Origin of the sequence: Enterococcus sp. DIV2385, assembly GCF_051711925.1 — a bacterium.
Taxonomy (GTDB): Bacteria; Bacillota; Bacilli; order Lactobacillales; family Enterococcaceae; genus Enterococcus; species Enterococcus faecalis.
In genome coordinates this window covers 1,963,625-1,987,381 of record NZ_JBIONV010000001.1, presented here as the reverse complement: position 1 = coordinate 1,987,381, position 23,757 = coordinate 1,963,625, and the positions used below count along the sequence as shown (strand labels likewise).

23 protein-coding genes, 1 pseudogene, 1 riboswitch and 1 other annotated feature are annotated in these 23,757 nt (G+C 37.6%); of the genes and pseudogenes, 23 read left to right on the top strand and 1 reads right to left on the bottom strand.

Features of this window, described 5'->3' with window-relative positions; genetic code table 11:
- Window positions 1-66 precede the first annotated feature (66 nt).
- From tsaB to IGM04_RS09555, 6 genes are all read left to right on the top strand, one after another.
- Entirely contained in the window at window positions 67-786 is a 720-nt protein-coding gene (gene tsaB, locus IGM04_RS09580) for a tRNA (adenosine(37)-N6)-threonylcarbamoyltransferase complex dimerization subunit type 1 TsaB (protein ID WP_002356660.1), read from the top strand.
- Complete coding sequence (gene rimI, locus IGM04_RS09575; protein ID WP_002385747.1) at window positions 758-1,312, top strand: ribosomal protein S18-alanine N-acetyltransferase; 555 nt, start codon at window positions 758-760, stop codon at window positions 1,310-1,312. Before tsaB ends, rimI (IGM04_RS09575) begins: the two co-directional genes overlap by 29 nt.
- A 7-nt stretch (window positions 1,313-1,319) precedes the next feature.
- Complete coding sequence (gene rimI, locus IGM04_RS09570; RefSeq protein ID WP_002356662.1) at window positions 1,320-1,784, top strand: ribosomal protein S18-alanine N-acetyltransferase; 465 nt, start codon at window positions 1,320-1,322, stop codon at window positions 1,782-1,784.
- Window positions 1,781-2,827, top strand: coding sequence for a tRNA (adenosine(37)-N6)-threonylcarbamoyltransferase complex transferase subunit TsaD (tsaD, locus tag IGM04_RS09565; protein WP_086318047.1), 1,047 nt, complete (start codon window positions 1,781-1,783; stop codon window positions 2,825-2,827). Before rimI (IGM04_RS09570) ends, tsaD begins: the two co-directional genes overlap by 4 nt.
- A 42-nt stretch (window positions 2,828-2,869) precedes the next feature.
- Window positions 2,870-3,073 (top strand) — a binding site (T-box leader).
- 72 nt (window positions 3,074-3,145) lie between these two features.
- Window positions 3,146-4,837: an arginine--tRNA ligase gene (argS, locus tag IGM04_RS09560; RefSeq protein WP_010823060.1), complete on the top strand. Its 1,692-nt coding sequence runs from the start codon at window positions 3,146-3,148 to the stop codon at window positions 4,835-4,837.
- Between the two features lie 155 nt (window positions 4,838-4,992).
- On the top strand, window positions 4,993-5,493 hold the full coding sequence (locus IGM04_RS09555) for an HD domain-containing protein (RefSeq protein WP_002356666.1): 501 nt from the start codon (window positions 4,993-4,995) through the stop codon (window positions 5,491-5,493).
- An 81-nt stretch (window positions 5,494-5,574) separates the two neighbouring features.
- Here IGM04_RS09555 and IGM04_RS09550 read toward each other — a convergent pair whose 3' ends face one another.
- Entirely contained in the window at window positions 5,575-5,907 is a 333-nt protein-coding gene (locus IGM04_RS09550; RefSeq protein ID WP_002408770.1) for a helix-turn-helix domain-containing protein, read from the bottom strand.
- A 93-nt stretch (window positions 5,908-6,000) separates the two neighbouring features.
- Between IGM04_RS09550 and IGM04_RS09545 the strand changes: the two are divergent.
- The 17 genes and pseudogenes from IGM04_RS09545 to IGM04_RS09465 all read left to right on the top strand — a co-directional run bounded on the left by IGM04_RS09545 (window position 6,001) and on the right by IGM04_RS09465 (window position 23,741).
- A pseudogene (locus IGM04_RS09545) lies at window positions 6,001-6,325 on the top strand (hypothetical protein).
- A gap of 64 nt (window positions 6,326-6,389) precedes the next feature.
- Window positions 6,390-6,459: riboswitch (Fluoride riboswitch) on the top strand.
- A 76-nt stretch (window positions 6,460-6,535) separates the two neighbouring features.
- The gene (locus IGM04_RS09540) at window positions 6,536-7,801 is read left to right on the top strand and encodes a voltage-gated chloride channel family protein (protein WP_010823058.1); all 1,266 of its coding nucleotides are present in this window, start codon (window positions 6,536-6,538) and stop codon (window positions 7,799-7,801) included.
- Window positions 7,802-7,850: 49 nt separating this feature from the next.
- On the top strand, window positions 7,851-8,129 hold the full coding sequence (locus IGM04_RS09535) for a UPF0223 family protein (RefSeq protein WP_002356679.1): 279 nt from the start codon (window positions 7,851-7,853) through the stop codon (window positions 8,127-8,129).
- Window positions 8,130-8,912: an inositol monophosphatase family protein gene (locus IGM04_RS09530; protein WP_010823057.1), complete on the top strand. Its 783-nt coding sequence runs from the start codon at window positions 8,130-8,132 to the stop codon at window positions 8,910-8,912.
- Between the two features lie 220 nt (window positions 8,913-9,132).
- Complete coding sequence (typA, locus tag IGM04_RS09525; protein ID WP_002356682.1) at window positions 9,133-10,968, top strand: translational GTPase TypA; 1,836 nt, start codon at window positions 9,133-9,135, stop codon at window positions 10,966-10,968.
- Window positions 10,969-11,285: 317 nt separating this feature from the next.
- Window positions 11,286-13,055, top strand: coding sequence for a DNA helicase RecQ (gene recQ, locus IGM04_RS09520; RefSeq protein WP_002368957.1), 1,770 nt, complete (start codon window positions 11,286-11,288; stop codon window positions 13,053-13,055).
- Between the two features lie 226 nt (window positions 13,056-13,281).
- A complete protein-coding gene (locus tag IGM04_RS09515) occupies window positions 13,282-13,587 on the top strand; it encodes a YlaN family protein (RefSeq protein WP_002356684.1) in 306 nt (101 codons plus the stop codon).
- A gap of 3 nt (window positions 13,588-13,590) precedes the next feature.
- Entirely contained in the window at window positions 13,591-14,799 is a 1,209-nt protein-coding gene (locus IGM04_RS09510) for an FtsW/RodA/SpoVE family cell cycle protein (RefSeq protein WP_002356686.1), read from the top strand.
- A gap of 32 nt (window positions 14,800-14,831) precedes the next feature.
- Window positions 14,832-18,260 (top strand): pyruvate carboxylase, encoded by a 3,429-nt coding sequence (locus IGM04_RS09505; RefSeq protein ID WP_086318048.1) that lies wholly within the window; start codon window positions 14,832-14,834, stop codon window positions 18,258-18,260.
- A gap of 16 nt (window positions 18,261-18,276) precedes the next feature.
- Window positions 18,277-19,401 (top strand): CAP-associated domain-containing protein, encoded by a 1,125-nt coding sequence (locus IGM04_RS09500; protein WP_002362648.1) that lies wholly within the window; start codon window positions 18,277-18,279, stop codon window positions 19,399-19,401.
- Window positions 19,398-19,832: a YlbF family regulator gene (locus IGM04_RS09495; protein WP_002356689.1), complete on the top strand. Its 435-nt coding sequence runs from the start codon at window positions 19,398-19,400 to the stop codon at window positions 19,830-19,832. Before IGM04_RS09500 ends, IGM04_RS09495 begins: the two co-directional genes overlap by 4 nt.
- Window positions 19,822-20,172, top strand: coding sequence for a YlbG family protein (locus IGM04_RS09490; RefSeq protein WP_086318049.1), 351 nt, complete (start codon window positions 19,822-19,824; stop codon window positions 20,170-20,172). The genes IGM04_RS09495 and IGM04_RS09490 overlap by 11 nt, the downstream gene beginning before the upstream one ends.
- Before the next feature lie 59 nt (window positions 20,173-20,231).
- Window positions 20,232-20,825 carry a 16S rRNA (guanine(966)-N(2))-methyltransferase RsmD gene (gene rsmD, locus IGM04_RS09485; protein ID WP_002414371.1) on the top strand — a complete coding sequence of 198 codons (594 nt, stop codon included), beginning with the start codon at window positions 20,232-20,234 and terminating at the stop codon, window positions 20,823-20,825.
- A gap of 1 nt (window position 20,826) precedes the next feature.
- The gene (coaD, locus tag IGM04_RS09480; protein WP_002356693.1) at window positions 20,827-21,318 is read left to right on the top strand and encodes a pantetheine-phosphate adenylyltransferase; all 492 of its coding nucleotides are present in this window, start codon (window positions 20,827-20,829) and stop codon (window positions 21,316-21,318) included.
- Window positions 21,305-22,375: a SepM family pheromone-processing serine protease gene (locus IGM04_RS09475; RefSeq protein WP_002382735.1), complete on the top strand. Its 1,071-nt coding sequence runs from the start codon at window positions 21,305-21,307 to the stop codon at window positions 22,373-22,375. The genes coaD and IGM04_RS09475 overlap by 14 nt, the downstream gene beginning before the upstream one ends.
- 62 nt (window positions 22,376-22,437) lie before the next feature.
- Window positions 22,438-23,115 (top strand): helix-hairpin-helix domain-containing protein, encoded by a 678-nt coding sequence (locus IGM04_RS09470; RefSeq protein ID WP_179189149.1) that lies wholly within the window; start codon window positions 22,438-22,440, stop codon window positions 23,113-23,115.
- A gap of 122 nt (window positions 23,116-23,237) precedes the next feature.
- Window positions 23,238-23,741 (top strand): ComE operon protein 2, encoded by a 504-nt coding sequence (locus IGM04_RS09465; RefSeq protein WP_002395327.1) that lies wholly within the window; start codon window positions 23,238-23,240, stop codon window positions 23,739-23,741.
- Window positions 23,742-23,757: the final 16 nt, after the last annotated feature.

Here is a 23,757-nt window from a genome sequence, read left to right as displayed (position 1 = left end):
CCCTTTTTAGAAAAAGGAAAGTGTGCTACAATGAAGCGACTAAATTGTAGAAGGAAAGGGATTCGTGTGCGAATTTTAGCAATAGATACATCTAACCAAACATTGAGTATTGCTGTGTGTGAAAATCAAAAAATTCTGGGAAGTTATACAGCAACGGTTAAAAGAAATCATAGCTTAACATTAATGCCGGCAATTGACTATTTGATGAGTCAATTGAACTTGGCGCCAACGGCAATTGATCGTTTTGTCGTAGCAGAAGGACCTGGATCATACACTGGCTTACGTTTAGGCGTGACGACTGCCAAAACATTGGCCTATACTTTAAAGAAAGAGCTAGTAGGCATTTCCAGTCTACAAACGTTAGCTGCCAATTGTGTTGGACAAACCGGTTTAATTGTGCCTCTTTTTGATGCGCGTCGTAAAAACGTCTATGCTGGTGCTTATCGGTTTGTCAATGGCGTGTGGCAAAATGAGTTACCGGACCAACATATTTCCCTGCGGGAGTTATTAGAACAACTAAAAAATGAACCAAATCTTTTTTTTGTTGGTGAAGATGTTGAAAAATTCACTGAAGAAATAGCTCAAATCATTCCTCATGGAGAAATTTGTGATGTCCCGCAATGGCAAATTCCTAATGCTGCAGTTTTGGCTGCGTTAGGTAGTGTGGCTGAACCTGTTGAAAATGTTCATGGGTTCTTACCTGCGTATTTGAAAAAAGTAGAAGCGGAAGAAAATTGGTTGAAGACACACACGCCTAATGGAGAAAGCTATGTGGAAAAACTTTAATTTTGTGACAAAATACTTTACAAAAAGACGGCAACGGTATATAACTAAAACCATTGCAATGAACCAGCAAGAATTTCAATTGCGTGAAATCACCTACCAAGATATTAAGGATTTACTAGCAATTGAACGTGAAGTTTATGCTGGGGAACTTCCTTGGACGATGTCTGCTTTCATGGCAGAACTTGGCTCAAAAGCGCCGCATCTCTATTTGTTAGCGGCAATTAACGGAAAAGCAGTTGGCTTTATTGGTTGTCGGATTCAAGGAACGGATGCACACATTACGAATGTCGCTGTCCATACAGCATACCAAGGCTTAGGTTTAGGTCGTTCTTTAATAGAAGAAACGCGAATTTTTGCCAAGAAAAATCGTTGTGAAACCTTATCGCTAGAAGTACGAATGAGTAATGTTAAAGCCCAACGTTTATATCGAAAAATTGGCTTTGTCTCACAAACGGTGAAAAAAGGCTATTATGACGAAAATAATGAAGACGCACTAGAAATGATAATTGATTTAAAAGAAGAGTGAAGAAAAAATGTTAGTAACAAAAAAAGAAATATCTGTAGCAAATATTGGTGAAGAATTATGGCGTTTTAGTAATTCTTCTTATACAACTGGCTCCCCTTGGACAGAAACACAATTCGCGGAAGATTTTGCTCAGGAAAATAGCGAATATCTTTTTTTAGTTGAAAATGGCCAGTGGTTAGGTTATATTGCCTATCATTTTATTTTAGATGAAGCAGAAATTAGTCACGTTGTTGTGAATGGTCAGAAACAACACCAAGGAATTGGTTGTCAATTAATGAAAGCTTTTAAAGAATATGTTAAAAGTCGTAACATTACACAAATTTTCTTAGAGGTCAGAGAATCGAATACACTAGCTCAAAAACTTTATGAGAAAACAGGATTTCGGAAAGTAGCTGTTCGAAAAAATTATTATAAAGAACCTCAAGAAAATGCCTTTGTAATGTGTGCGAAATTAAGGAAGGAAGCCCAATGACAATTTTTACAAAAGAACGTAAATTATTATTAGCTGTGGAAAGTAGCTGTGATGAAACAAGTGTGGCTGTCATTGAAGATGGCGACAAAATTCTTTCCAATATCGTAGCTTCGCAAATTAAGAGCCATCAACGTTTTGGCGGAGTCGTTCCGGAAGTTGCGAGTCGTCATCATGTTGAACAAGTGACGATCTGTATTGAAGAAGCATTAACAGAAGCAAAAGTCACACCAGAAGAGCTTAGTGGCGTTGCTGTGACCTATGGGCCTGGGTTAGTCGGTGCTTTATTAATAGGACTTTCTGCAGCAAAAGCATTTGCTTGGGCGCACCAATTACCACTTATTCCAGTCAATCATATGGCTGGACACATTTATGCTGCCCGTTTTGTGGCACCGCTCGAATTTCCATTGATGGCCTTACTCGTTAGTGGAGGACATACGGAATTGGTCTACATGAAAGAAGATGGCTCTTTCGAAATTGTTGGTGAAACACGCGATGATGCAGCTGGTGAAGCGTATGATAAAGTCGGACGTGTGTTAGGGTTGCCTTATCCTAGTGGCAAAGAGATTGATGTTTTGGCCCATGAAGGCACAGATACCTACCAATTTCCACGGGCGATGCTAAAAGAGGATAACTATGACTTTAGCTTTAGTGGTTTGAAAAGTGCGTTTATTAACACGGTTCATAATGCAGAGCAACGTGGTGAAGTACTGTCTACAAAGGATTTAGCCGCAAGTTTTCAGGCGAGTGTGGTAGAAGTATTAGTGACTAAAACCATTCGTGCTTGTCAAGAATATCCTGTTAAACAATTGCTAATTGCTGGGGGCGTTGCTGCGAATCAAGGATTACGAGAAGCAATGAGACATGCAATCAGTGAACAATTACCAGCAGTAACATTACTTATTCCGCCATTAAAACTTTGTGGGGATAACGCGGCGATGATTGGCGCTGCCGCTTTTATCGAAGCTGAAAAGAATCACTTTGCTTCGTATAACTTAAATGCAGAACCTGGCGTTAGTTTTATGACAATTAGTGAAGAAGGCTAGCCAGCTAGACAAAAATTTGCTATAATGAAGCCAGTTTAACAATGACATTCGATGATAAAGAGAGTACTTATTTCAACGTCAGCTTAGCGATCTTGGGAAGGTGGGAGCCAAGAGTGATCGGAATGAGGAAGCGCACTTTTAGAATTCTGCTGAAAGCAGACGGCAATCACCGTTATCGATGAAGCAGGTCTATCCAAGTAGTATAGACAATTAGAGTGGTACCGCGGGTAAATTCTCGTCTCTGACAAAACAAATCATTTTGTTTTGTCAGAGACGTTTTTGTTTTTTTATACTTACAAATTAATCAGGAGGGTTCTTATGAACAACAAAGAAATCGTAGCAAAAGCGTTACATGATGTTTTAAATGAAGAATTAACGATGGATCAAATCGAACAATTATTGGAAAATCCTAAATCTGTTGATCATGGAGATGTTGCTTTTCCAGCCTTTTCATTAGCTAAAATTTATCGTAAAGCACCACAACAAATTGCAGCAGAATTAGCAGAAAAAATTGATGGCACAAATTTTGAAAAAATTGAAGTGGTGGGACCTTATTTAAACTTCTTCATGAATAAAGAAGCAGTCAGTCAAGCTGTTATTGGCGAAGTAGTCAAAGAAAAAAACAACTACGGAAACAGTACCTTTGGTAATAATGGCAATGTTCCTATTGATATGTCTTCACCAAACATTGCTAAACCAATTTCTATGGGGCACTTACGTTCTACGGTAATCGGGAATTCAATTGCCTTTATTTTAGAAAAAATTGGGTATCAGCCAATTCGGATTAACCACTTAGGTGACTGGGGTACACAGTTTGGTAAGTTAATTGTAGCTTATAAAAAATGGGGTTCTGAAGAAGCAGTCCGCCAACAACCAATTAATGAATTATTGCGCTTATATGTGCAATTTCATGAAGAAGCAGAAGAAAAACCAGAATTAGAAGACGAAGCACGTGCATGGTTTAAAAAATTAGAAGAAGGAGACCAAGAAGCTAATGAATTATGGAAATGGTTCCGTAGCGAGTCTCTAAAAGAATTTGATAAAATCTATTCTATGTTAGAAGTTGAATTTGATTCATACAATGGCGAAGCCTTTTATAATGATAAAATGGATGAAATTGTTACTTTATTAGAAGAAAAACATTTATTAACAGAAAATCAAGGTGCAGAAATTGTTGATTTGACAGAATATAATTTAAATCCAGCACTTATTCGTAAATCAGATGGTGCGACGTTATATATCACACGGGATTTAGCTGCTGCGCTTTACCGTAAACGGACGTATGATTTTGCCAAATCACTTTATGTAGTCGGCAACGAACAAAGCAATCACTTCAAACAATTAAAAGCAGTCTTGAAAGAACTAGGGTTTGAATGGTCAGATGATATGGAACACATTCCGTTTGGTTTAATTACTCAAGGCGGTAAAAAATTATCCACACGTAAAGGGAAAATCGTTTTATTAGAAGAAGTATTGAATGAAGCTGTTACTTTAGCAGGAAATCAAATTAACGAGAAAAACCCAGACTTAGCAAATCGTGAAGAAGTGGCGAAACAAGTGGGTATAGGTGCAGTCATTTTCCATGACCTTAAAAATGATCGTCTAAATAATTTCGATTTTGTATTAGATGAAGTTGTTCGTTTTGAAGGTGAAACTGGGCCATATGTTCAATATACGCATGCTCGTGCGATGAGTATTTTACGTAAAGCAAACTTTACACCAGACGCTACACAACGTTATGCACTAAATGACAAGGACAGCTGGGAAGTCGTGAAGTTGTTACAAAAATTCCCTGAAACCGTGATGCAAGCTGCTGAAAAATATGAACCATCTGTTATTGCGAAACATAGCATTCATTTAGCACAAGCGTTCAATAAATATTATGCCCATGTTCGGATTTTGGATGAAGATGCTCAAAAAGAGGCACGCTTAGCGTTAGTTTATGCAGTAGCTACTGTTCTAAAAGAAGATTTACGTTTACTAGGGTTACATGCACCAGAAGAAATGTAGAAGTTTTTGTGAAAATTTTGCTACGCTGAACGCTAAACTTATTAAGCAAATATTAAAGTTAAGTTACAGATTGAGAAATTCATAGTAATTAAATAGCTGGGGTGCTATACTCGAGTCAAGTTATAAAAGGATTAGAAAAGGTGGCACCCAATTATATGACAGAAAAATGGCGTGAAGACGAAGAATATCTTTCTTATGTAGAAGATTTATTAGCAACCGAAGAAGTCCAAAAATTAGCAGAATACACACAACATATGCATTCAACTCGTTTAGAACATTCAATTAGTGTTTCTTATCATAGCTATAAATTAGCAAAGCGTTGGAACGGCAATGCTCGTGCAACAGCTCGTGCTGGTTTGTTACATGATTTGTTTTACTATGATTGGCGTACAACAAAGTTTGACGAAGGCTCTCATGCCTATGTTCATCCACGAATTGCAGCCAAAAATGCTGAAAAAATTACAGAGTTGTCTGATTTAGAACGAGACATTATTATTAAACATATGTGGGGCGCAACTATTGCACCACCAAAATACAAAGAAAGTTACATTGTAACCTTTGTTGACAAATATTGTGCTGTGAAAGAAGCGGCGTTGCCGATGACGACAGCCATGAAAACCAAATGGCGTCAGTATTTTGGCCAACAGTCAATCTAATAAAAAGCTTATCCGTAAGGATAAGCTTTTTTTGTTTGACGTTGACTAAAAAGTCTAGCATTCATCTATTTAAAATAAATATTAAAAGTAATTTTGTTCTGTTAATTTCTTTTGAGCATATCGATAGACTGCTTCTTGATTTTCAGTTGTCAATTGTTTGTAAACATTCATAATATTGGTCGGGACAACAAATGGCGTTTCTTCCGTTTCAGGAATACCTAAGATTTCAAGAGGTGATACATCTAAAACTTTAGATAAGGCGACAATTTTATCCCTCCCCATATTTTCAATCATTCCAGTTTCCCATTTCCTGACGGTACTTTTTCCAACACCAACAAAATTTCCAACTTGTTCTAATGTAAGATTTTTCTCCATCCTTTTTTGCTTCAAAAAATTTTCTTTCAAAAAAACCACCTCCGTAAAAACATTCTAGCACAAAAAGTGTCGCAAAAGAAACATGTTTTACTCTATACATAGAGTGATAAATAACTATTGAATAGGCATATATTGACGGTTTTTTCACAAAATGATATACTTCCAGTGTCTAATAAGACACTAAAAAGGGGTGAAAAGGGGGAGTAAAATGGAATCAAATTTAATTCATTCAAAATTGAAATTAAAAGGGAAAAATGTTGAATGGTTAGCAAGTGAAATGACCGCTGCAGGTCAACCAATCTCAGCTTCAACAATTTATAAGAAATTAAAAGGAGAGGTTGTATTTAAAGCTTCAGATATTAAATTGATTTCACAATTGTTGGATTTGAATAATGAAGAAATCATGGTTATTTTTTTTAATGAACTAGTGTCTAAAAAGACACGTGAAGATTGTTAAAGGTAATGAGTTATTCTTCTATTGCACTTTCTAGAGTTGCGTGGTATTATTTTTAATAGTTTAATAGCAACATGGTGATGGTGTTCACCACGAACTATTTATTGGACGAATAAATTAATGACGCCTACCAAACGGGAGAAGTGTACCCTTTGGTAGGCTTTTTCTGTACGCTAGGATTGGCGATAAGAAAATTGTAAAGGAGCATGTAAAGTGAAAAAAGAAACAAAGCAACTACTATCAATCGGCGGTTATATGGCAAAATGGTTGCTCATTACCGCAATTATTGGTTTATTTATGGGGGCGTTATCCGCCTTTTTCTTAAAGAGTCTCACCTATGTAACAGATGTTCGTTTAGCAAACCCTTGGTTACTCTTTATTCTCCCCATTAGCGGTGTCGTTTTTACGTATTTCTATACGCGTTTTGGGAAAAATGCTAGCCGAGGAAATAACTTAGTGATTGAACAAGGCAATGGCGGGGAAGAAGATATTCCCTTGCGCTTAATTCCTTTAACATTGTTTGGTACGATTACTACGCACTTATTTGGTGGTTCTGTTGGTCGTGAAGGGACGGCGGTGCAAATGGGGGGCGCAATCGCAAACGCTGTAGGAAAAGTCTTTAAACTGTCCGCTTTGGAACGACAAGTAATTATTATTAGCGGAATTAGTGCAGGTTTTAGTTCTGTTTTTGGCACACCATTAGCGGGAACGGTTTTCGGATTAGAAGTTTTGGCGATTGGAAAAGTTCGTGCAGAGGCACTTTTCCCAAGTTTTTTTGCAGGCTTATTTGCTAATTTTGTGACTGAAAGTTTTGGTGTAACACATACGCATTATCCGATGGGCAAAATTCCGACTTGGTCGGTTGATCTATTCGCAAAATTATTTTTGGCATCGATTTGTTTTGGCTTGGCAGGTTGGGTTTTTAGTCGTTCCATTGTCTTTTTAAAAAAGACCTATGCAAATTGGTTTGCTAATGTCTACCTTCGTGCGTTTCTTGGGGCGTCCATTGTCGTTCTGTTTGTGCTCGTCTTAAACAACCAACGTTATTTAGGCTTGAGTTTACCTTTATTAGAAGATGCATTTGCAGGCAATGCGCAGCCTTTTGATTTTGTTGGGAAATTATTCTTTACGGTGTTATCCTTGGGTGCCGGATTCCAAGGAGGAGAAGTGACGCCATTGTTTGAAATTGGGGCTACGTTAGGTAGTTCTTTGGCCCCTTTGTTACATCTGTCAATTCCTTTTTTAGCAGGTTTAGGATTTATTGGTGTTTTTTCTGGCGCCACGAATACGCCGATTGCTTGTTTCATTATGGGCATTGAACTATTTGGTAGTGAAGCGGCAGTCTATTTTTTCATGGTCTGCTTAATCAGTTTTATGTGTTCAGGAAATAGCGGTATTTATGCTTCGCAACAAAGTTTGTATCGTAAAGGAACAGCAGAATATCCTCTCTTTAATGCATTAAAAAATCGACGTAAATAAGATGTTTTTTTATGAAAATATGCTAAACTAGAGAAGATGAGGTGAAGACATGAAAGACTATCAATATCCATTAGATTTAGATTGGACGACAGAGGAAATGGTGATTGTCACTAATATGTGGACAGCAGTTGAGCAAGCCAACGAAACAGGCTTGCCTGTTGACAAATTTTTAACAACTTATCAACAATTTAAAACGGTCGTTAAAAGTATCGGCGAAGAAAAACGCTTAGGTCGTGAATTTGAAAATGCTTCAGGATATTCGTTATATCGTACGCTTCAACAAGCTAAAAAACAGGGAAGCGGTAAATTAAAGCTGGGGGATGATTAGATGACTGAAACGCAAAAATTTGTTCAAACAATTCAAAGTTGGCTTTTTGAAGCAGCCGATGTGATTCGAATGAACTTGGAATCAGAGTTAACCGTTCAACAGAAAAATGGCCGCACCGATTTAGTAACAAATATGGATGAACAAACCCAAGAATTTTTAATGAATAAAATTCAAACAAATTTTCCCGAAGATCAAATTTTAGGGGAAGAAAAAGGCTACAATACTTTAAAAAGTTTTGCTGGTCGCGTGTGGATCATCGATCCGATTGATGGCACAATGAATTTCGTGATGGAAAGAGAAAATTTCTGTATTATGTTAGCTGTTTATGAAGACGGCATTGGTAAATTAGGTTTTATCTATGATGTGATGCGAGAAGAACTTTATTGGGGCGGCAAAGGGCTTGGCGTTTATCGGAATAATCAATTATTAAAAGCGCCTACTATGAAAGCCTTGGCAGATGGATTATGGGGCATGAATGCTTACATGCATGGAAAAAATATTCATCACGCAACGGAAATCGGACAAGCAAGCATGGGCGTGCGTATTAGCGGTTGTGCAGGTTTGGAAATTATTGCCATGTTAAAAGGCAACCATCATGGCTATTTATCTAATCTAAGTCCTTGGGATTATGCAGCAGGCTTAGTACTTTTCGAAGAATTTGGGTTTAAATACTCTGGTATTACAGGAAAACCATTAACTTTTGCGGGTCGTGAATACTTTATTGCAGCAACTCCTGAAACCTATGATGAAGTATTTACCCAATATTTAAATGAATCGGAATAATCAAAGAAGAGCGTTGCTGAAAGGTAAGGCTCTTCCTCTTTTAAAAGAGAAAAATTTGTAAAAAAATGTCCTTGTTTTCAGAAAAAGCCGAATAATTTCTAAAACTTTCATTATTTTTGCAGGCGAAAGCCTTTTTTTAATGAAAAAAGTTTGCTATAATAAGCAGTCGGCTTTTATGGACTTAAGTAACATAAGCGTATATAGATAAGGAGCAATTAAATTGAAATACAGAGATGATATTCGTAACGTGGCAATTATCGCCCACGTTGACCATGGTAAAACAACCTTAGTAGATGAACTTTTAAAACAATCTGACACTTTAGATGGACACACACAATTACAAGAACGTGCAATGGATTCCAATGCACTTGAAAGTGAACGTGGAATTACTATCTTAGCAAAAAATACAGCCGTAGATTATAACGGTACACGTATCAACATTCTAGATACACCAGGACACGCGGACTTCGGTGGTGAAGTAGAACGTATCATGAAAATGGTAGATGGTGTTGTTTTAGTTGTCGATGCGTATGAAGGAACAATGCCTCAAACACGTTTCGTATTGAAAAAAGCATTAGAACAAAAAGTAACACCAATCGTGGTTGTTAATAAAATTGACAAACCTTCTGCTCGTCCTGAACACGTAGTAGATGAAGTTTTAGAGTTATTCATCGAATTAGGCGCAGACGACGATCAATTAGATTTCCCAGTTGTTTATGCTTCTGCTTTAAACGGAACTTCAAGTGAATCAGATGATCCAGCAGATCAAGAGCCAACAATGGCCCCAATTTTTGATAAAATTATTGAACATGTGCCAGCTCCAGTTGATAATTCAGACGAACCACTTCAATTCCAAGTCTCATTACTAGACTACAACGATTACGTTGGACGTATTGGGATTGGCCGTGTGTTCCGTGGCACAATGAAAGTCGGCGACCAAGTTGCGTTGATGAAATTAGATGGCAGCGTGAAAAATTTCCGTGTAACGAAAATTTTAGGTTTCTTTGGCCTACAACGTGTGGAAATTGATGAAGCAAAAGCGGGCGATTTAATTGCCGTTTCTGGAATGGAAGATATTTTCGTTGGGGAAACAGTTGTAGATGTTCACAATCAAGAAGCATTACCAATTCTACACATTGATGAGCCAACCTTACAAATGACGTTCTTAGTTAACAATTCTCCATTTGCGGGACGTGAAGGAAAATACATCACCGCTCGTAAAATCGAAGAACGTTTAATGGCTGAGTTACAAACAGACGTATCTTTACGTGTTGATCCAATTGGCCCAGATTCTTGGACTGTATCAGGCCGTGGCGAATTGCATTTATCAATTTTAATTGAAAACATGCGTCGTGAAGGCTATGAATTACAAGTTTCTCGTCCAGAAGTTATTGAACGTGAAATTGATGGGGTTAAATGTGAACCATTTGAACGTGTTCAAATTGACACACCTGAAGAATACATGGGTAGCGTGATTGAATCACTAAGTTTACGTAAAGGCGAAATGCAAGATATGATTAATGCCGGTAACGGACAAATGCGTTTAATCTTCTTAGCACCAGCTCGTGGCTTAATTGGTTATTCAACAGAATTCTTATCAATGACTCGTGGTTATGGTATTATGAACCACACCTTCGATCAATACTTACCAATGATTCAAGGAACGATTGGTGGCCGTCATCAAGGTGCGTTAGTTTCAATCGATACTGGTAAAGCAACGACTTACTCAATTATGAGTATTGAAGAACGTGGTACAGTTTTCGTTGAACCAACGACAGAAGTTTACGAAGGAATGATTGTTGGGGAAAACAACCGCGACAATGATTTAACTGTGAACATCACAAAAGCTAAACAAATGACTAACGTTCGTTCGGCAACGAAAGACCAAACATCAGTCATTAAAAAACCGAAAAAATTAACGTTAGAAGAATCATTAGAATTCTTGAATGAAGATGAATACTGTGAAGTAACACCAGAAAGCATCCGTTTAAGAAAACAAATTCTTAACAAAAACGAACGCGAAAAAGCAAGCAAGAAAAAGAAAAAAGCTGAATAATTTTTCGACAAATAAACATTTAAACCAACTATGCTCGTTTTACTACGAAAATAGTTGGTTTTTTTGATGGCAAAAACGAATTAATGCGTATTTTAAGATAAGGTTATTTTTTTATGTGTGGATAACTACTCGTTATCCACAACAAGCAAATGTCGTTATTTTTGAAAGCTTTTGATAGCAAGCTTTCACAATTTTTCATTCTTTTTGATGTTTCACGTTAATTGGTGTTTCACGATTATGTCTTGTTTTAACACACCTTGTTCCTGTTAGATTAGCGTGTTAAAATGACGTGTAGAACAAAGATTGGAGCGCAATAAATGAGTGCATTACAAGAATTATTAAAAGATACATTTGGCTATGATGATTTTCGGCCAGGACAAGAAACGATTATTCGTCATGTATTGCGACAAGAAAATGTCTTAGGCATTATGCCAACAGGTGGAGGCAAATCGATTTGTTATCAGTTGCCAGCCTTACTTCTGGATAATTTAACATTGGTGATTTCACCATTAATTTCTTTAATGAAAGATCAAGTAGATGCCCTGAATTTAATGGGGATTCCAGCTACATATATCAATAGTACCATTTCCTATCAAGAAATGAATCATCGTATTCAATTAGCGGTTAACAAAGAAGTCAAGCTATTGTATGTTGCGCCAGAGCGATTAGAATCTTATGATTTTCAACAGATGCTGACACATGTACCGATTGATTTATTGGCAGTAGATGAGGCACACTGTATTTCACAATGGGGGCATGATTTTCGTCCAAGCTATTTGCGTTTAGCAGAGATTATCGATCAATTTCAACAGCAACCAACTGTGATTGCACTAACAGCAACAGCAACGCCACAAGTAGCGGAGGATATTGTCAAGCAATTAAGAATTCCATCAGAAAATGAAATCAAAACAGGATTCGCTCGAGAAAATTTATCTTTTCAAGTCGTGAAAGATCAAAATAGAGACGTTTTTCTTTTGGAATATTTAAAGATGAATACTGGGCAATCAGGTATTATCTATGCAAGCACGCGGAAGGAAGTTGAACGAATTTATCATTTATTAGAAAATAAAAAAATTGCGGCTGGGATGTATCATGGGGGCATGAGTGAACAGTTACGTAGTGAAAATCAAGAAGCATTCTTGTATGATCAAGTGCAAGTGATGGTAGCAACAAATGCCTTTGGTATGGGGATTAATAAGAGTAATGTTCGTTTTGTCATTCACGCACAAGTACCAGGGAATATTGAATCTTATTACCAAGAAGCCGGCCGAGCTGGTCGTGACGGTCTGCCTAGTGATGCTGTGTTAATGTTTGCTCCACAAGACTTGCAAATTCAACAATACTTTATTGAACAATCTGAAATGACCATTGATTATAAGCAGAAAGAGTACTTGAAATTACGGGAGATGTCACAATATGCGAATGCACAAATGTGTTTACAAAAATATATTTTACGCTATTTTGGTGAAGAAGGGACGGACTGCGGTCGCTGCTCGAATTGTCTGGATAATCGAGAATTAGTCGATATTACGGTCGATGCCCAAAAAGTTTTGTCTTGTGTAAAACGTATGGGAGAACGTTTCGGTAAGGGCTTAGTTGGTAAAGTCTTGACTGGCTCAAAAGATCAAAAAATTGATCAATGGCATTTTGATCGTTTGCCAACATACGGACTAATGAAAGGCCGCACCCAAAAAGAAGTCACACAGCTGATTGATTATTTGACAGCAGAACGTTATTTAATTCCTTCTGATGGGCAATTTCCGTTGTTATCAGTCTCGACAGAAGGTGTTCAGGTGCTTTTAGGGGAACGGAAAGTCTTCCGAAAAGAAGACCAAAAAGTTCGAAAAGTAGCAGTGGATGATGCCTTGTTTGAACGATTACGCGAATTACGTATGGACATGGCTCAAGAGGCAGGCGTGCCGCCATATGTAGTCTTTTCCGATAGTACACTTAAAGAAATGTGTGAAAAATTACCGCAAACAACGATTCAATTATTGCAAATAAAAGGGGTCGGCCAAAATAAATTAGATAAATATGGCACCGCCTTTTTAGAAGTAATTAAAGAATATCAAGAGACAAAAAAATGATATAGTTTGTTATTTTATTTAAAATTAAAAGCAGAAAATAAGGAAAAAGTCTTTTAATGTATTTGTTGTTGTATTGATAAAATAAGCTTGTTATATAAAGAGATTTCTTACTTAATATATCGCTTGGTTTTAGAAAATTTCTTAAAGGAAATTTTCTGAAATCATCATGTATCTAACTGAGAATTATGTTATAATTATTTAATTAAGATAGGGAGGTTCTGTACAAATGGACGAAGGAATTTCAAAGAAATTTGCCATTCAATTATTAGAAGACGATGCAGAACGCATTAAAATGCTTATTCGTAATCAAAAAAACAGTTTGTGCATTTCTCAATGTAAAGCATTTGAAGAAGTGGTGGATACACAAATGTATGGTTTTTCAAGACAAGTGACCTATGCGACCCGTTTGGGGATTTTAACTAATGATGAAGGACATCGTTTACTAAGTGATTTAGAACGCGAATTGAATCAATTATATACAGATGTTTATGAAGAAACACAAGAAAAAAACGAGATTGGCAAGGAGGGTTAAGCTTTGCCAAACAAAGTAAAGAAACGGCATTTGCTAGACTATAGTATTTTTATTCCATATTTAATTTTAAGTATCGTGGGATTGATTATGGTATATAGTTCCACATCCGCATTACAAGTAATGAAAGGTTTTTCACCTACGTCATTCGTTATTAACCAGGTTGCCTTTTGGGTAGTAGGGTTAGTTGCAATGTTTTTTATTTATAAGATGAAAACATCCGTTTTCCAGAATCGAAGTTTTATCATGTTTGCCATTGCAGTAATTACGGTTATGGTTTTAGCCGTTCGGATTCCTGGTATCGGGAAAGAAATTAACGGCGCACGTGGTTGGATTGAGATTGGTGGATTTTCGATGCAACCAGCTGAGTATTTAAAAATTATGGTTGTCTGGTATCTGTCTTATATTTTAGCACGGCGACAAAAGACAATTAATGGAGGCATGGATCAATTTAAACAAGCTGCCGGGCGCCCGTTGATGCTCGTTTTTGTATTAATTGCTCTAGTTGCAATCCAGCCTGACTTCGGGAATGCGGCCATTCTAACATTAATTACCATCGTGATGGTTTTAGCAAGTGGGATTAATTATATGTATACCTACTTGGTCGGTGGCTTGGGCATTTTAGGTAGTATCACGGCTATTCAGTTATTAATTATGTCTAAAGGAAAAATTTTCCCAGCGCGTTATCAATATATTTATAATCGTTTTGCTGTTTTTAAAAATCCATTTTTAGATGAACGGAACTTAGGCCATCAGTTAGCTAATTCTTATTATGCAATCAGTAATGGCGGCTGGTTTGGCAAAGGTCTAGGGAATAGTGTTCAGAAAAAAGGCTTTTTACCAGAAGCACATACGGACTTTATCTTTGCGATTACTTTAGAAGAGTTAGGCATTATCGGCGGTCTAGCGATTTTAGGATTGTTGATGTTTATGATTGCGCGAATTATTTTAGTCGGTGTACGCTCGAAGAAACCTTTTAATTCACTAATGTGTATTGGAATTGGTACAATGTTATTAATTCAAGTCTTTATTAATGTTGGTGGGATTACTGGGATTATTCCATTAACAGGAATTACTTTCCCGTTCTTGAGTCAAGGTGGGAATAGTTTGCTGATTATTTCGATTGCTGTGGCCTTTGTCCTGAATATCAGTGCAGATGAAACACGTCAGAAATTAGAAAATGAGTACTATTTATCTTTAGAACAGAACCAATAAATTTGAAGGAAATTGATGGTAGGAGTGACGTTATGAAAAAGGTATTAGTTGCCAATCGTGGCGAAATTGCGATTCGAATTTTTAGAGCTTGTACAGAATTAGATATCCGTACAGTAGCGATTTATGCTGCAGAAGATGAGTATTCTGTTCATCGTTTCAAAGCAGATGAAGCGTATTTAGTTGGTAAGGGGAAAAAACCAATTGAAGCCTATTTAGACATTGAAAATATTATCCAAATTGCCAAAAAATCGGGAGCAGATGCCATTCATCCTGGTTATGGCTTTTTATCAGAGAACTTACGCTTCGCCGAACGTTGTGAAGAAGAAGGAATCATTTTTGTTGGACCTAAAACACACCATTTAGATATTTTTGGCGATAAAATTAAAGCGAAAGAAGCAGCTGTAGCTGCGGGGATTGCTTCGATTCCAGGCTCAGATGGGCCAGTAGCAACGGTGGAAGAGGTCGTAGCCTTTGGTGAAACGCATGGCTTTCCTATCATGATTAAAGCTGCTTTAGGTGGCGGCGGTCGCGGGATGCGGGTTGCCCACGATGCCAAGGAAGCACGAGAAGGTTACGAAAGAGCAAAAAGTGAAGCGAAAGCAGCCTTTGGTTCTGACGAGGTTTATGTTGAAAAGTATATTTCTAATCCTAAACATATCGAAGTACAAATTTTAGGCGATCATCATGGGAACGTCTTGCATTTATTTGAACGTGATTGTTCCGTTCAACGGCGCCACCAAAAAGTGGTAGAAGTCGCACCATGTGTATCAATGAATGAAGAACAACGAGCAGCCATTTGTTCGGCTGCTGTGCAGTTAATGGCGCATGTCGGCTACGTGAATGCGGGAACGGTTGAGTTTTTAGTAGAAGGGGATCAGTTTTATTTTATTGAAGTGAATCCTCGTGTTCAGGTAGAACATACTATCACAGAAATGATTACAGATATTGATATTGTGATCTCTCAATTACAAATTGCGCAAGGGCTTGATTTGCATAAAGATATGCATTTGCCAAAACAAAACGAATTGACATTAAAAGGCGCGGCTATTCAATGTCGGATTACGACTGAAGATCCCCTGAACCAGTTTATGCCAGATACAGGGAAAATTGATACGTATCGTTCACCAGGTGGTTTTGGTGTGCGTTTAGATGTAGGAAATGCTTATTCTGGCTACGCTGTGACGCCTTACTTTGATTCTTTATTGGTTAAAGTCTGTACGCATGGTTTCTCTTTTGAACAGGCAATCAGTAAAATGCAACGCTGCTTAAAAGAATTTCGGATTCGTGGCGTGAAAACAAATATTCCGTTTTTACAAAATGTTGTGAGCTATCCAGCGTTTCAATCTGGCGAAGCCAAAACAACCTTTATTGATAATACACCTGAATTATTTGAATTTCCTCGTATGCGCGATCGTGGCAATAAAACGATGAAATACATTGGAGAAGTAACGGTCAATGGGTTCCCTGGCATTGAACGAACGGAGAAAAAATATTTTGAAGCCCCGCGCGTGCCGACAGATATTGAAGTTCCAGAAAAAGTGATCACAGCTAAAAATATTCTAGACGCTCAAGGAGCAACCGCCGTCATCGATTGGGTTAAGAATCAAGAAAGTGTGTTAATGACAGATACCACGTTCCGTGATGCGCACCAAAGTTTATTAGCTACTCGTGTGAGAACACAAGATTTTAAAGCAATTGCTGGTCTAACTGATGCAGCCCTGCCTGAGCTGTTTTCTAGTGAAATGTGGGGTGGCGCTACGTTCGATGTTGCCTATCGCTTCTTAACCGAAGACCCATGGCAACGTTTAAGAAAAATTCGTCAGTTGATGCCAAACACACTTTTACAAATGCTGTTCAGAGGATCTAATGCGGTAGGCTATCAAAATTATCCTGATAATGTTATTGAAGAATTCATTAAAGAATCCGCTCGCCAAGGAGTCGATGTTTTCCGAATTTTTGATAGCTTAAACTGGATTCCTCAAATGGAAAAAAGTATTCAAGTCGTTCGGGATACCGGAAAAATTGCGGAAGCAGCAATTTGTTATACTGGGGACATCAATGATCCAGCCCGAGCAAAATATAATGTTCAATATTACCTTGATATGGCTAAAGAATTGGAAAATTTAGGTGCACAAATCATTGCGATTAAAGATATGGCTGGCTTATTGAAACCACAAGCTGCTTATCGTTTAATTAGTGAATTAAAGGCAGCCACGGATTTACCAATTCATCTCCATACCCACGATACTAGCGGCAATGGGATCATCACTTATTCAGCAGCTACTAAAGCAGGCGTTGATATTGTTGACGTCGCAATGAGTGCGATGAGTGGCGCAACTAGCCAGCCAAGTATGAACAGTCTATATTATGCTTTAGTCAATGGTGAACGGACGCCAACTATTAACATTGATAATGCACAGAAAATCAATCATTATTGGGAAGATGTGCGCATGTATTATCAACCATTTGAAAATGGGTTAAATGCCCCGCAAACAGAAGTCTATATGCATGAAATGCCTGGTGGGCAATACTCTAATCTACAGCAGCAAGCAAAAGCGGTAGGCTTAGGGCACCGTTGGGATGAAATCAAAAAAATGTATCACACAGTGAATTTGATGTTTGGCGATATTGTAAAAGTGACGCCATCTTCAAAAGTCGTGGGAGACATGGCACTCTTCATGGTTCAAAATCATCTGACAGAACAAGATGTTTATGTGCGTGGCGAAGAACTAAGTTTTCCTGAATCCGTTGTGACTTTTTTCCAAGGTGATTTAGGTCAACCAGTTGGTGGGTTCCCGAAAGAGCTCCAACGAATTATTCTAAAAGGTCGTCCAGCCTTCACAGAGCGGCCAGGTGACTTAGCAGCACCTGTTGATTTTGCGAAAGTACAAGAAGAATTAGCCGAAAAAATTGGGTATCAACCTAAATTGGAAGAAGTTTTAAGTTATTTAATGTATCCACAAGTATTTTTAGAGTATCGTCAAAAATACGAAACCTTTGGAGATATAACCTTATTAGATACGCCAACATTCTTTAATGGTATTCGTCAAGGAGAGACATTGGAAGTTCAAATTGAACGAGGAAAAACGTTAATTATTCGTTTAGATGAAATTGGCGAACCTGATATTGACGGAAACCGTGTCTTGTTCTTCAATTTGAATGGGCAACGTCGTGAGGTTTTAGTTAAAGATGCCTCTATTAAGTCAGCTGTTCAAGTTAAACAAAAGGCGGAACCAACTAATAAAGAACAAATCGGCGCAACGATGTCTGGTTCTGTTCTACAAGTATTGGTCAAACGTGGCGATAAAGTAGAAAAAGGTCAGCCGTTGCTGATTACTGAAGCCATGAAAATGGAAACGACTATCGAAGCACGTTTTGCGGGCACGGTAGATCACATTTATGTTGAAGAAGGCGAAGCAATCAGCTCAGGTGATTTGTTATTAGAAGTGAAAGAAAAATAAGATGAGAGGGGAAAAAATGAAGCGATTTTGGGCCTTTACTGCTGTTTTTTTAACAGTTCTACTCATCGGATATTTAGAGCCAGTTTTTTTCCCTGCTGAAAAACCAACCGAAACAGCTCAAAGTGGGCGCTTATCCAGCGCTCACACCGCTGTTCCTCATGAAGAATTGCCAGCTTCTGGCTACGCAGCATACATAGGGAAAGATGTGGAAACCTTTATCCGCCAGTTTGGCAATCCTAAAGAAAAAATTAAAACAGGTCGTACGTATGAATTATGGACGTTCGGTTTGACGATGAATGATTACTTAGAAGTCAACGTTCGAGAAAATAAAGTCATCGCAATTAAGGTCTTTAACAATGACAAAATGATAGAACCGTTTAAGATAGATATGAAGCTTGCAGACTTGTCTGATTTAATGACGATTTATTCGAATTTTGCATTTAATTTTCATCATGAAGCTTACGATGTCGAGCTGATGGAAGAAGATATGAACTATCGACCACTGGTTGCTTTTGATAATGGCAGTTTTGCAGTGTTATTTTTTAATCAGCGGACAGGCGGTTTAATGGCAGTCAATTATGTCAATAAAGAAACGTTGCTCACGGAAATGCCGTATCAATTAAATGAAGGTTCTCCTTTGCCAGTTGATATAACGCAGTCAATGACCTTCGATCCTGTTCAAAGTAACCAAGCGATTTATGTCATGAATCTGGTTAAACAGCAAGAAAATCAAGCTGCTTTTTCAGTTTCTACACAAAGCCAAAAAGATGCCCAAACATTGTATCAAACGCTGGCTAACCATACACCAACAATTTTGTCGGCAAATCGACAAGCAGAATTGTTACAAACGAGAGAGGAACATACAGCCATTCATCCCTTTCATTTGACTAAGGACGAATTTTCTTTATTAGTTAAAACGAGCAAACTTTCGTTGAGAGAACCAGCAGGTATTTTCCAAGAACCTGTTTATGATAGTACCTTTACTATTTTGTCATGGTTTTCGGACCCGCAATATGATAGCTATTTTGCTGAGTCAGAAACGACAGAATTGGGCGTTGCCTTTTCCAATGAAGGTGTGTTAGTCTTATTAGAGAAACGACCAGAAAATAGGCAAATCACGGAGAGTAGTGAAAAGTTATGATTGTGACAGAACATTTATTTGCAATTGAAGATCAAACAGAATGCTTAATTTCAGCACTTTTAGAAAGTGATGCTGTTCAAAACTATAAAGAAACAAAAAAAGCTATGTATGCTTCGGCGGAAGTTGCTCAGTTACAAAAAGCATTTTTAGAAGCTAAGTCAGCCTTTGAACGAGTAGAGGCTTATGGAATTCATGCACCCGATTTTCGGGAGAAACAGCGAGCCCTACGTAAAGCGAAGCGGGCGCTTGATTTAAATGAAATCGTTGCAAATTATCGTTTTGCTGAGACAAACGTTCAAACGTTGCTAGATACAATTGGTTTAAAGATTGCGCAACTAATTTCTGAAGATATTAAAGTAGATGCTGGAAATCCTTTCTTTGAACGAGGAAAGAAACATTCAGGTTGTGGAGGAAGCTGCCATGCAAGCTAAAGAAGAAAAAGAATTTACGCTTCAAGAGCGTCGTTGCCTAATTGTTTGGGTATACACATTAAAACCGTTAAAACAGTTACGCCGATATGGACTGATTCACTATGTTTCACGAAAAATGAAATATGTGGTGATTTACATGAATGAAGAAAATATTGAAAGTAACATGGAAAAAATTAATCAGTTACATTTTGTTCGTAGTGTCGATAAATCGTATCGACCAGATGTCGAAATGAATTTTGCTGAAAAAATTGGTACCAAAGCGGCTTATCAAGAACAAGAAGACGACGGCTATGTAGTAGAGGAATTATCTACAGAGATTCGCTTAGCAGAGAATATCTAATGCAAAAGAGTGAGAAATGTTATGAGAAATTTCAAACATTTTTCACTCTTTTTGTTATAATGAATTATAAAAGAATGATTGATAAAGGAGTCGAAACAATGCGTGTTATTTCTGGAGAATATGGTGGCCGGCGCCTGAAAGCGTTAGATGGCGACAATACTAGGCCTACAACAGATAAAGTAAAAGAATCTATTTTTAATATGATTGGTCCATATTTCGATGGTGGAATGGCGCTGGATTTATATTCAGGAAGTGGCGGGTTAGCGATTGAAGCCGTTTCTCGTGGAATGGACAAAAGTATTTGTATTGAAAAGAATTTTGCTGCACTAAAAGTAATTAAAGAAAATATTGCGATTACAAAAGAACCAGAAAAATTTGAAGTTAGAAAAATGGATGCTAATCGTGCCTTAGAACAGTTTTATGAAGAGAAGCTACAATTTGATTTGGTCTTATTGGATCCGCCCTATGCCAAACAAGAAATTGTTTCACAATTAGAAAAGATGTTAGAACGGCAGTTATTAACAAACGAAGCCGTTATCGTTTGTGAAACAGATAAAACTGTCAAATTACCGGAAACGATTGGTACACTAGAAAAAACAAGAGAAACCGTTTACGGAATCACTCAAGTAACGATTTATCGTCAGGAGGCGTAAGATGCGTAAAATTGCTCTATTTCCCGGAAGTTTTGATCCGATGACAAATGGTCATTTAAATTTGATTGAACGCAGTGCGAAGTTATTTGACGAAGTCATTATTGGCGTTTTTATAAATACAAGTAAGCAAACATTATTTACGCCAGAAGAGAAAAAATATTTAATTGAAGAAGCAACTAAAGAAATGCCAAATGTGCGTGTTATTATGCAAGAAACCCAGTTAACTGTGGAAAGTGCAAAATCATTAGGGGCTAATTTTTTGATTCGTGGCATTAGAAACGTCAAAGACTACGAGTACGAGAAAGACATTGCTAAAATGAATCAACATCTGGCGCCAGAAATTGAAACGGTTTTTCTATTAGCAGAAGAACCATATGCACATGTAAGCTCCAGTTTACTAAAAGAAGTTTTACGTTTTGGGGGCGATGTGTCTGACTATCTTCCTCCCAATATTTATCATGCGTTAAAACAAAAGAAGAATGACTGGAGCTAAAATAATGAATAAAAAAACAGAAAAATTTTCGTTTAAATCACTCATTCCAATGGTATTGGCATTGCTGCTAATTGGTTTGTTTATCGTCCCAATTCCTTATTATATTGAAGGACCAGGAACGACAGAAAATTTAAAAGAGTTTGTAACTGTTGATGGAAAAAAAGATACGCAGTCTGGTGCTTTTTATTTAACAACGGTGGGCATTCGTTCGGCCACTATTTTTTCTGCCATAAAAGCAAACTTTTCGGATTTTCAAGAAGTTATGTCCAAAAAAGAATTAATGGGAGATAGTAGTAATAGCGAATATAATCGAATTCAACAATACTATATGGATTCCTCAAAAAACGCCGCAATTGAGCAAGCCTTAAAATTAGCGAAGGTTCCATATGAGATGAAATTTAAAGGCGTCTATGTGTTAGCGATGGAAGACAACTCAAGTTTTAAAGGAAAAATTGAAGTTGGCGATACCGTGACAGGCGTGGATGGCAAATCTTTTAAAAGCAGTGAAGAATTAATGAATTACATTAAAGCACAAAAAGTGAATCAAAAAGTCACTGTTCAATTTATTCAAGATGGCAAAGCAAAAGAAGCGACCGGCAAATTAATTGAATTGCCAACAGATAAAAAAGCGGGGATTGGTATTGGTTTGACCGATCATACAGAAATTGATTCTTCTATCCCAGTATCTATTGAAGCGGGTGATATTGGTGGGCCATCGGCTGGGTTAATGTTTACTTTGCAGACCTATGAACAATTAAGTCATAAAGATTTACGTAAAGGTCATGAAATTGCTGGAACAGGTACGATGAACAGTCAAGGAATCGTTGGTAGAATCGGTGGTATTGACAAAAAAGTTGTAACTGCCAGTGAGAACGGTGCAGAAATTTTCTTTGCACCCGATGATGAAATAACTTCAGAAATGAAAAAAGTTGAACCGAAAATCAAATCAAATTATCAAGAAGCACAAGAAGCTGCGAAAAAAATTGGGACAAAAATGAAAATTGTCCCAGTAAAAACGGTTCAAGATGCCTTGAACTATCTAGAAAAATTAAAATAAAAGTGTGCCTGGACCAAAAATTACTAGTGATTTTTGGTCCAGGCGCATTTTTTTGTTAAAAAATGCGTAATTATATTTTGAAGGGAGGACAAACGATGGATTGGTTGAAACAGTTACCCAAAAAGTGGCTATTGCTAGGTAGTGGCGCGTCTATAGTTATTTTGATAACTCTATTAGTGGGCATTTATTTGATGGTTAATAAGGAGCCACGAGTAGACACCACAATGTGGGAGGAGACAAGTCTGACCACTACGGCAGAGGTCGCCACAGATGCCACAAAAGAAAGGGCAGAAACAATGATCTATGTTGATATTAAAGGCGCAGTGAAAGTACCAGGAATCTATCAACTAAAAAATCAGCAGCGGATTTGGGATGCTTTAGCTTTAGCTGGAGGTGTGAGCGAGGAAGCTGATACTGCCCAGGTCAATTACGCTCAAAAAGTAAAAGATCAAATGATTATTTACGTGCCCAAAAAAGGAGAAGCAGTGGCACAGTCGTTAAAAACGCTGCAGGAATCAGCACCTTCTCAGCAAAATCAGGAGGAAAAAATCAACCTTAATACGGCAACAGAAGCAGAGCTACAAACGATTTCAGGAATCGGTGCGAAAAAAGCACAAGAGATTATTCGTTTTCGTGACGAACAAGGACCGTTTAAAACCGTCGAGGAACTGAAAAATGTTCCAGGTATTGGAGAGAAAACAGTAGAACGTTTAAAAGACATGTTGACAGTGACTGGCTAACTTTTAACAGAAAATTCCTGAGAATTCTTGACTATGGGATGCGGATAACATACTATTTGTAATAAGATTAAATGATTTGGCAAATCGAAAACAGGAGTCATTAAAAATAAAGGAGGTTTATTATGGAACGAATTCCATGGGACCAATATTTTATGGGACAAAGCGTCTTATTATCATTAAGAAGTACTTGCACACGGTTAACTGTCGGAGCAACCATTGTTCGCGACAAACGAATTATTGCAGGAGGTTACAATGGTTCAGTCAGTGGCGGAACGCATTGTATTGATGAAGGATGCTATGTTGTTGATAATCATTGCGTTCGAACAATCCACGCAGAAATGAATGCAATTTTACAATGTGCGAAGTTTGGCGTCCCTACAGAAGGGGCAGAAATTTATGTGACACATTTCCCTTGTCTGCAATGTACAAAGATGATTTTACAAGCAGGGATTAAAAAGATTTATTATTTAAAGGATTACCGTAATGATGAGTACGCCCTAAATTTAATTGAACAAGTAGGAGCCACGGTTGAAAAAGTGACTTTAGTACCAAAATATTTTGCCGAATTACAATGGGGAGAAGAATTTGCCACACTTGAGGACAATCCTTCCTCAGCTGAGGAATAATTGGTTCTTCATAGCT